Here is a 6315-nt window from a genome sequence, read left to right as displayed (position 1 = left end):
CCTCCGGAGGAACGACGCACGACCCTACGGGTCGCAAAGACGATAAAGCCTACGGCTTTAAGGAAAGCCCTCCGGGCTTTCCAGCCCATTCCTTCGGAATGGGCTGGGGAATTCCTCCGGAATTCCCGCACCCTGCACGGGAAGTGATGCGGTGTCTCCGGCGGCAGCAGGCCCATGGGGTGACGGAAGGTCACGTGTTGCGGTGCCCTGCCTGCACGGCTCCGCAGTGCAAGCAGGGCTGACGCCGGATCACCGCCTGCGGCACGGCTCACGCCTGGACTCACAGAAAACTACGCACCGACAAGAGAGGTCAATCGTCGAGGCCGGAGCATGAGCCGCGTGCATCATTCTCAACCGAAGCTAAGAACTGGACTCAGTACACACCACTCTGCATCACATGAGACGTTGGGTAAGTATTGTAAAAACTGACGACCAGGGCTAAGCGACATGAGGGGCTCCAACCGCAAGTGGAAGCCCCTCATCAAAAGCATATCTGTTTCCGGATTTCTAATCTTCCCAGACGGTGACTGTTCCTTGATACGCCCGGGTTCCTTTATCCATCTTTCCCACTTCGATGTAGGAGAATCGGTCTTCTGCTGTCGTGGCGCAGAAACGGGAACCGGGAGCGATCGGTAGTGATTCTGCGCTGTGTGTGGAAATGCGATCGCTGCATTCTTGGCGGTTCGGTTTTTCTTGGCCGTCCCAGGTAGCGATTGTCGGCTCGACGGTGAAAAATCCGCCGGGTTGCCCGTACAGGGTGGCCTGTTCGGGCTCTTCATGGGTGTAGCTGACCCAGATGCTTGCCCCGCTGTTGCTGGAGAGGACCTTGGGCGGCACGGTGTCGAGATTGAGTGCGGTGAGGCTGACGCTTCCGGTCCATCGGATCTTGTCCGGTTGCGGGGTCGCCGGGGTGGAGGGGGTCTGTGACGGGGTCTCAGTCGCGGTAGGGGAGGTCGACGGGGGTGGTGTGGTGGGTTCGGGTGTTGGGGACTCGGGCGGTGTGGCGGGTTGGGACGAGGGGGGCGCTGTCTGGTCGTTCTTGTTGTCGTTGAGGCTGCTTGCCCAGATGCCGGCTGCTGCGCCGCCGGCGGCCAGGAGCACGATGGCCAGGGCTGCGCCGGTCAGTCGGAGTGCCCGCCGGCCGCCGGTTTTCTTGGGTGGCCGGGGCGGTGTGGGGGCCCATGTCGGCGGCTGGGGCGCCGTGGGAGCCCATGTCGGCAGAGGGGGTAGAGCCGGGTGGTGCGGTCCGGTACCACCGCTGGTGTTGGCCGGCACCAGGTCGTTTGATGCGTCGGTTCGCTCGAGCGTGGTCAGGCGTGCGCGGCAGTCGTCCAGTTCCGCGACCAGGGCGTCGCTGTGGCGGACGAGGTCGCCGCGGCGTTGGGCCAGGGCGCGGGTCTCTTCTTCGAGCTGTTGTCTGCGGTCCTGGTTGTCTGTGCCCGGTGACGTCCGGGTCTGGCGGATCTGCTCCTCGAGGTCCGTGCGCAGCTGGTTCTCCCGTGCGCGGACATGTGCGAGTTCCTCGCGGTACCGGCGTAGGAGGTCTTCGCCGTCCAGGAGGCGTAGGAGGAGGGAGTTCTGGTCGCTGCCGTGGGGGTCGGCGCCGACGTCGATGAGGACGGTGCGGTAGGCGGTGAAGAGCTCGGCGCGTCGTTGGGGGGCAGCGGGGTCGTCGATGCGGCGGCTGACCTCGTTGAGCAGGTCGTCGAGGAATTCCCACGGCGGCAGATTTGAGCCCCGTGTGTAGTTTCGGATCCTTGCGGCCTGGTAGGCGGGAAAGCGTGCTTCGAATTTCCGTGTGCTCAATCCCGCCAGGTCCAGCAGGACACGTAAGCGGGCGCCGAATTCAGCCTTGAGCCGTTCTTTCTCATCCTGTGTCAGACGGCGTGCGGGAAGTTCGTCCCCGCCGGCCTGTTCACCGTGTGCCACCTGTGCTCCCCCTCACCGAAGACCGGTGCCGGCCGGCACCGAAAATTAATGTGCTGGCGCAGTCGCACACCACCAGGCACCGCGGTCACTGTAGAGCCAACTCACCAAGCTGAGAGCCTGGTTGAAGCGGCTTGCTGCCGCCCGGCCTCGGCTTGACCGAAACCCCTTTCCCTGAAGGGTGCCCAGGAGGCCTGCGATGAACGACAACGCACGACAGAAGCGATCCGCCCGCCACGCCGCAAGGGAGGTCTGACCATGGCCAGGTCCTCGAACCTCGTACCCGCATCCGTCACCGCCGTCTGCGGCCTCGTCACCGTCATGGCCGGCGCGCCTTGGTGGGGCGTCGTGATCTGCCTCGTCCTGGTTCTCGCCGCGACATCGGTACAGACGCTCTTTCCGCAGGACTCCCCCGACCGGCTCACCTGGTGGACCAACCATCGCGAACACCGCCGCCTACGCCACCACGACCGCCGCGAGATCCCACCCCGACCACACCCATAACCCACAGCGCGTGGCCCCCGCCGTCCTGGAGACGCGGGGGCTTCGGTAGGCGCTACGTGCACGTAGTCAGCACCCGGCGCCTGGCTGTCGGCCCGGAGCCGCGCAGCCAGGTAGAGGAGGGAAGTGTCGCTTGCACGAACCGATGTGTGAACAGGATCTGGCGGGGGCCTGGCCGGGGGCGGTCACGGCTTTCGCCGGAGCAGGGCGGCAACGAGTCCGGGGAGCGCCCCCAGGACCGCGACGACGTCACCACGGTGGGCGCGGCAGATGGCGGTAATGCAGACCATTGTGGCGCAGAGCAGAGCGATGATGAGCGCAACCGGTACGACGGTGGCGAGCACAGCGAGGTAGTCCATGAGCATCTCCTGGGTTGAGGGCGTGCGTGGGTAGGGCGGTGGCGGTTCGGAAGAAAAAGTCCCCCTACCCGGTCCGCGGGCGGGAGAGAAAAAGTCCTCCCGTCCCCGACAAACCGGGGTGACAGAAGGCATTCGGACCGGGAAGGCCCAGAGGAGTCGGTGCGACCTCCCAAGTCCGCGGTGCAACTGGCCGCCGCGGAAGCGCGAGCGAGGACTCATGGGGTACTGGCTGATCGGCGAACCGTTGGACGGGCGGCTGATCGACGCCACTGCTTGTGCGTCCAGTGGCTGCTGGGGGGGGTCCTTGTCGCACTGCTGGGCGTATACGGAACGGGCCGAGTCCCCTACGAGTGGCAACCCACGACCCGGACATGCTGCAGCAGACCAGCAACACCCCCTAACTATCTGACGGCTGAGACGCCAACGATGACAGACCACAGGGCGTCAGTTCAAACGGATCAATGCAGGTCAACGCACTAATCAGTGCATTAGGTTGGCGTCCGGGAGGGGCACCCCAGCCCATACGACGGGCAGGTCAGACCCCGATCCGGGATCGGCCGACGCGAGAACCGTCCTGTCTACACGTCAGCAGTCATAATCACCTCGGGTGCGTGGTTATCGGCGGGCGGCCACAAGCACCGCGACGAGCAAGGCCCCCATGCCGACGAGGAAGGCCGCCGTGCTCAGGCCGGCAGTCAACGGGCCCATGGCTCCAGGGCGGACCCATACGAGAACGGCGACCCCGGCGCACAGCGCGACACCCACCACGGCGGCGAGGACGGACAGAGTGGCCACCACCCACGGGGCAGTGGCCGGAGCGGACGTGCCGGCAGGCGGCGGGTTCTGCGGAACGGTGGTCATGCGATTCCCCCTGAAATGGACGACGGGCGCGGGCGGAGCCACCGATGCTCGGGTTCGGTGGGCAAACAGCAGCGCCCCGCACCCCGGCATGGACCGGGAAGGCGGAGCGGGTACGGAACAGCGCGACGGCTCCAGACAGGTGAAGGCTTGTCTGGAGCCGTTCTGGTAGCAGTTGTTGGTGGGACTGCACGCCCATCAGCGAGGTACGACGGAGGCCCAGGCGATTGCCCGGGCCTCCGTGCGGATCATGTGGCAGGGAGGAACGAGGAACACGACCTCGTCTGCCCTCACCCTGCGTCCCGCGATCGAAACCGTTCTCCAGCGGACGACTTTCGCGGTCTACCACCTGCTCCTGGACGAGCCCCTGAAGCTGCAGAGGTTGAGGAACACGACCTCTCCCTGCGGCCTCGCGGCTCGTCCTGAAGTCGAGTAGAGCACGGCGTGATAGCCGTTGCCAAGTCCCTTCTTGCCTGCACCCAGTTGGGGTACCACCCTAGCGTCGGCCGAACACGTTTCCAGGCCGGTTTACTACCTACGCTAGCGCCGGGGTAGTTCTGCTCCAGAGCCCGGCACTACAGTACTTAATTAACTAACTAATTCTCCTACTAACTATGACTGCGGGTGACCCGATGCAAGCACCGGAAGCTCCGCCCACCAAGTCGGCGAGCCGGACGCTGGCGGCGCCCAGCGCCCAGGCGCTGAGGATGGCCGAGAACGCCGGGCGAAGTGGGCGACGGCGGGCGCAGGTTCGCTACAGCTTCGTCGAGCGGAACTCCCTCGGGGATGAAGTTCCGCCCCTGGCCCGGATGCTTCGAGGCGGCGGCCGCGGCGGCCAGGTGCGGCTCAAGCTCTATCTCAGCTACCTCTGGGTCCAGCGCGACGACCAGGCTCGTGAGCTGTCCATCAGGAACGGGGCCTGGGCCACCCTGTTCGACCTGAAGGACCCCCAGACCGCCGGCGCGAGGCGCATCAGTGACGCCCAGGCGTGGCTGGAGGAGAACAACTTCATCAGCCTCGCCAGGACAGGCCGACAGAACCTGGTGACCGTGCTATCCGAAACCGGGAACGGCGATCCTTGGATCGCGCCGGGGGCCGCCGCGAAGAAGGAGAAGGAGGAAGGCCTCCTTGGTCTGGGAGCCGTCGTCCACCGGTATCTGCAGATCCCGCAGACGTTCTGGACCCGTGGCCACATCGCGGTCCTCTCCGGAGCAGGCATCGCGATGTTCCTCGCCCTCCTGGCCGAGAACGGCGGCCTGCAGGAGAGAGCACTGTGGTTCAGCCCGCGAGAGGCAGACACCCGGTTCGCCCTCAGCGAGGACACACGGAGCAAAGGGCTACGGGAACTGGCGGCGGCCGGGCTGATCACCACGAAGCGACGCCCCGTCAACGAAACGGACTTCGAGGCAGACGCACTGCACATGCGCAACGTGCACTTCCTCCATCTGGACCGCCTGAACGAGACCGCCGAGATCAAACGGCGCCTAGTCGTCCGCGTGACGAGGAAGAAGACCGCAAAGAGCATCGAGGAGAGCTGAACAGGACTGCTCGCAACAGCACTCCACCCAGTAGACCGAGACCCAGTCGACCCGCACCACACGCCTCTGATTGGAGTACACGGCTCTCATCGGCGGATCGCTGGACGGAAAGCGCCTCGACGCCACCGGGTGGAGCGATCAGCAGCTGCCGAAAGGCGCGGCGCTCATCACCGAGCTCGGCGCGCACAGGCCGAGTAGACGAGCCCACTACGAGTGGGCAGCCCGTCGCCCCGGGCCGGCTCCACTGGGTCGTCGAGACCGCCTGACCCCCTGTGGCGCCCTGAGGGGCAAGCCCAGGCACCCTCTTCAAACCTGGAGCTTCCGGAAGGCCCCTGACGCTTCAGGGGCCTCCGAATGCCGCCTGGCGGAGCGTCAGGGGCCCTTCGTGGGCTATAGCAGGTGCCGCGTCGCCTGGTCGGGGACTGCGCGAGCTTCTGACGGTCCGCCAGGCAGGCCCGGGAGGCCGCGCGGCTTCCCCTGATGAGTGGTGGCGTTCTCTCTGGCCTGCCGTGGTGGGTTTCCTGCGGGGAAGCTCACCACGGCCGCGCCCTGCTTACCGCGGGATCCTGCTCACCGCCGGGTGACGGTCAGGGCGATGCAGGGCACCAGGACGGCCGCGCCGGCCAGGACGAGGGTCAGCGGCTCGGTGAGCGCCGGGTGTTCGTAGGAGAGGTAGGCCAGTGCGCCGAGCACCAGGCCGACGACGAGGACCAGGAGCAGCAGGAGCAGGGGGCGGTCGGAGGTGGGCACGGGATGTCTCTTCTCTGTGGGGCGCTCCGGTTGAGCGCGGGGGCAACAGTCCGCACCGGTGGTCGGTCATTCAAGCGTTCGCGAAAATCCGTTCCGGCCCTCTGTCGGGCGGGGTCTGACGGGGTGTGGGGGTGGATTCGCGAGGTGTTGACGGACGGGTGGTGCGGGGTGGTGGCAGCACGATGAGGGAGGCGGGGGCTAGCGGCGCAACCCCTTGCTCTCAGGGCGCCAGCATTGGCCGCCGGGCCGGGCCCATTCAAGGAATCCGAGCGGCACGGATTCCTTGAATGGGTGCCGTGCGGGTGCTATCGGACCGGTAGCCCGGCAGTTTCATCGACGTCGTCGGGCGAGCCGGACAGCACTTTCGGATGCCGGGGGGTTAG

The 6315-nt window shown here is 66.3% G+C and carries 6 protein-coding genes; 2 read left to right on the top strand and 4 right to left on the bottom strand.

Annotation, left to right across the window (positions count from 1 at the left end):
• Window positions 1-507: 507 nt before the first annotated feature.
• Window positions 508-1929: an AAA family ATPase gene (locus IA22_RS36980; RefSeq protein ID WP_157840979.1), complete on the bottom strand. Its 1422-nt coding sequence runs from the start codon at window positions 1927-1929 to the stop codon at window positions 508-510.
• Window positions 1930-2184: 255 nt separating this feature from the next.
• Here IA22_RS36980 and IA22_RS0133350 point away from each other — a divergent pair, with 255 nt between their 5' ends.
• Window positions 2185-2430, top strand: a complete 246-nt coding sequence (locus IA22_RS0133350; RefSeq protein ID WP_030125841.1) for a hypothetical protein — start codon at window positions 2185-2187, stop codon at window positions 2428-2430.
• Window positions 2431-2612: 182 nt separating this feature from the next.
• Here the strand turns inward: IA22_RS0133350 and IA22_RS0133345 are convergent, their stop codons facing one another.
• Both IA22_RS0133345 and IA22_RS0133340 read right to left on the bottom strand, forming a co-directional pair.
• Window positions 2613-2786, bottom strand: a complete 174-nt coding sequence (locus tag IA22_RS0133345) for a hypothetical protein (protein ID WP_157840978.1) — start codon at window positions 2784-2786, stop codon at window positions 2613-2615.
• Between the two features lie 615 nt (window positions 2787-3401).
• The gene (locus tag IA22_RS0133340) at window positions 3402-3647 is read right to left on the bottom strand and encodes a hypothetical protein (protein ID WP_030125839.1); all 246 of its coding nucleotides are present in this window, start codon (window positions 3645-3647) and stop codon (window positions 3402-3404) included.
• A 629-nt stretch (window positions 3648-4276) separates the two neighbouring features.
• Between IA22_RS0133340 and IA22_RS0133330 the strand changes: the two genes are divergently transcribed.
• Entirely contained in the window at window positions 4277-5182 is a 906-nt protein-coding gene (locus IA22_RS0133330; protein ID WP_157840977.1) for a hypothetical protein, read from the top strand.
• A 570-nt stretch (window positions 5183-5752) separates the two neighbouring features.
• On the opposite strand, the gene IA22_RS34630 is transcribed toward IA22_RS0133330, so the two are convergent.
• Window positions 5753-5932 (bottom strand): hypothetical protein, encoded by a 180-nt coding sequence (locus IA22_RS34630; RefSeq protein ID WP_014140614.1) that lies wholly within the window; start codon window positions 5930-5932, stop codon window positions 5753-5755.
• Window positions 5933-6315 lie beyond the last annotated feature (383 nt).

This window comes from Kitasatospora papulosa (assembly GCF_000717245.1).
Taxonomy (GTDB): Bacteria; Actinomycetota; Actinomycetes; order Streptomycetales; family Streptomycetaceae; genus Streptomyces; species Streptomyces papulosus.
This window is presented reverse-complemented; position numbering and strand designations above follow the sequence as displayed.

Bases quoted from the DNA above. Each gene is read 5' to 3' on its own strand.
- IA22_RS0133345 (WP_157840978.1), bottom strand. From the start codon at position 2,786: ATGGACTACCTCGCTGTGCTCGCCACCGTCGTACCGGTTGCGCTCATC.
- IA22_RS0133340 (WP_030125839.1), bottom strand. From the start codon at position 3,647: ATGACCACCGTTCCGCAGAACCCGCCGCCTGCCGGCACGTCCGCTCCG.
- IA22_RS0133350 (WP_030125841.1), top strand. From the start codon at position 2,185: ATGGCCAGGTCCTCGAACCTCGTACCCGCATCCGTCACCGCCGTCTGC.
- IA22_RS0133330 (WP_157840977.1), top strand. From the start codon at position 4,277: ATGCAAGCACCGGAAGCTCCGCCCACCAAGTCGGCGAGCCGGACGCTG.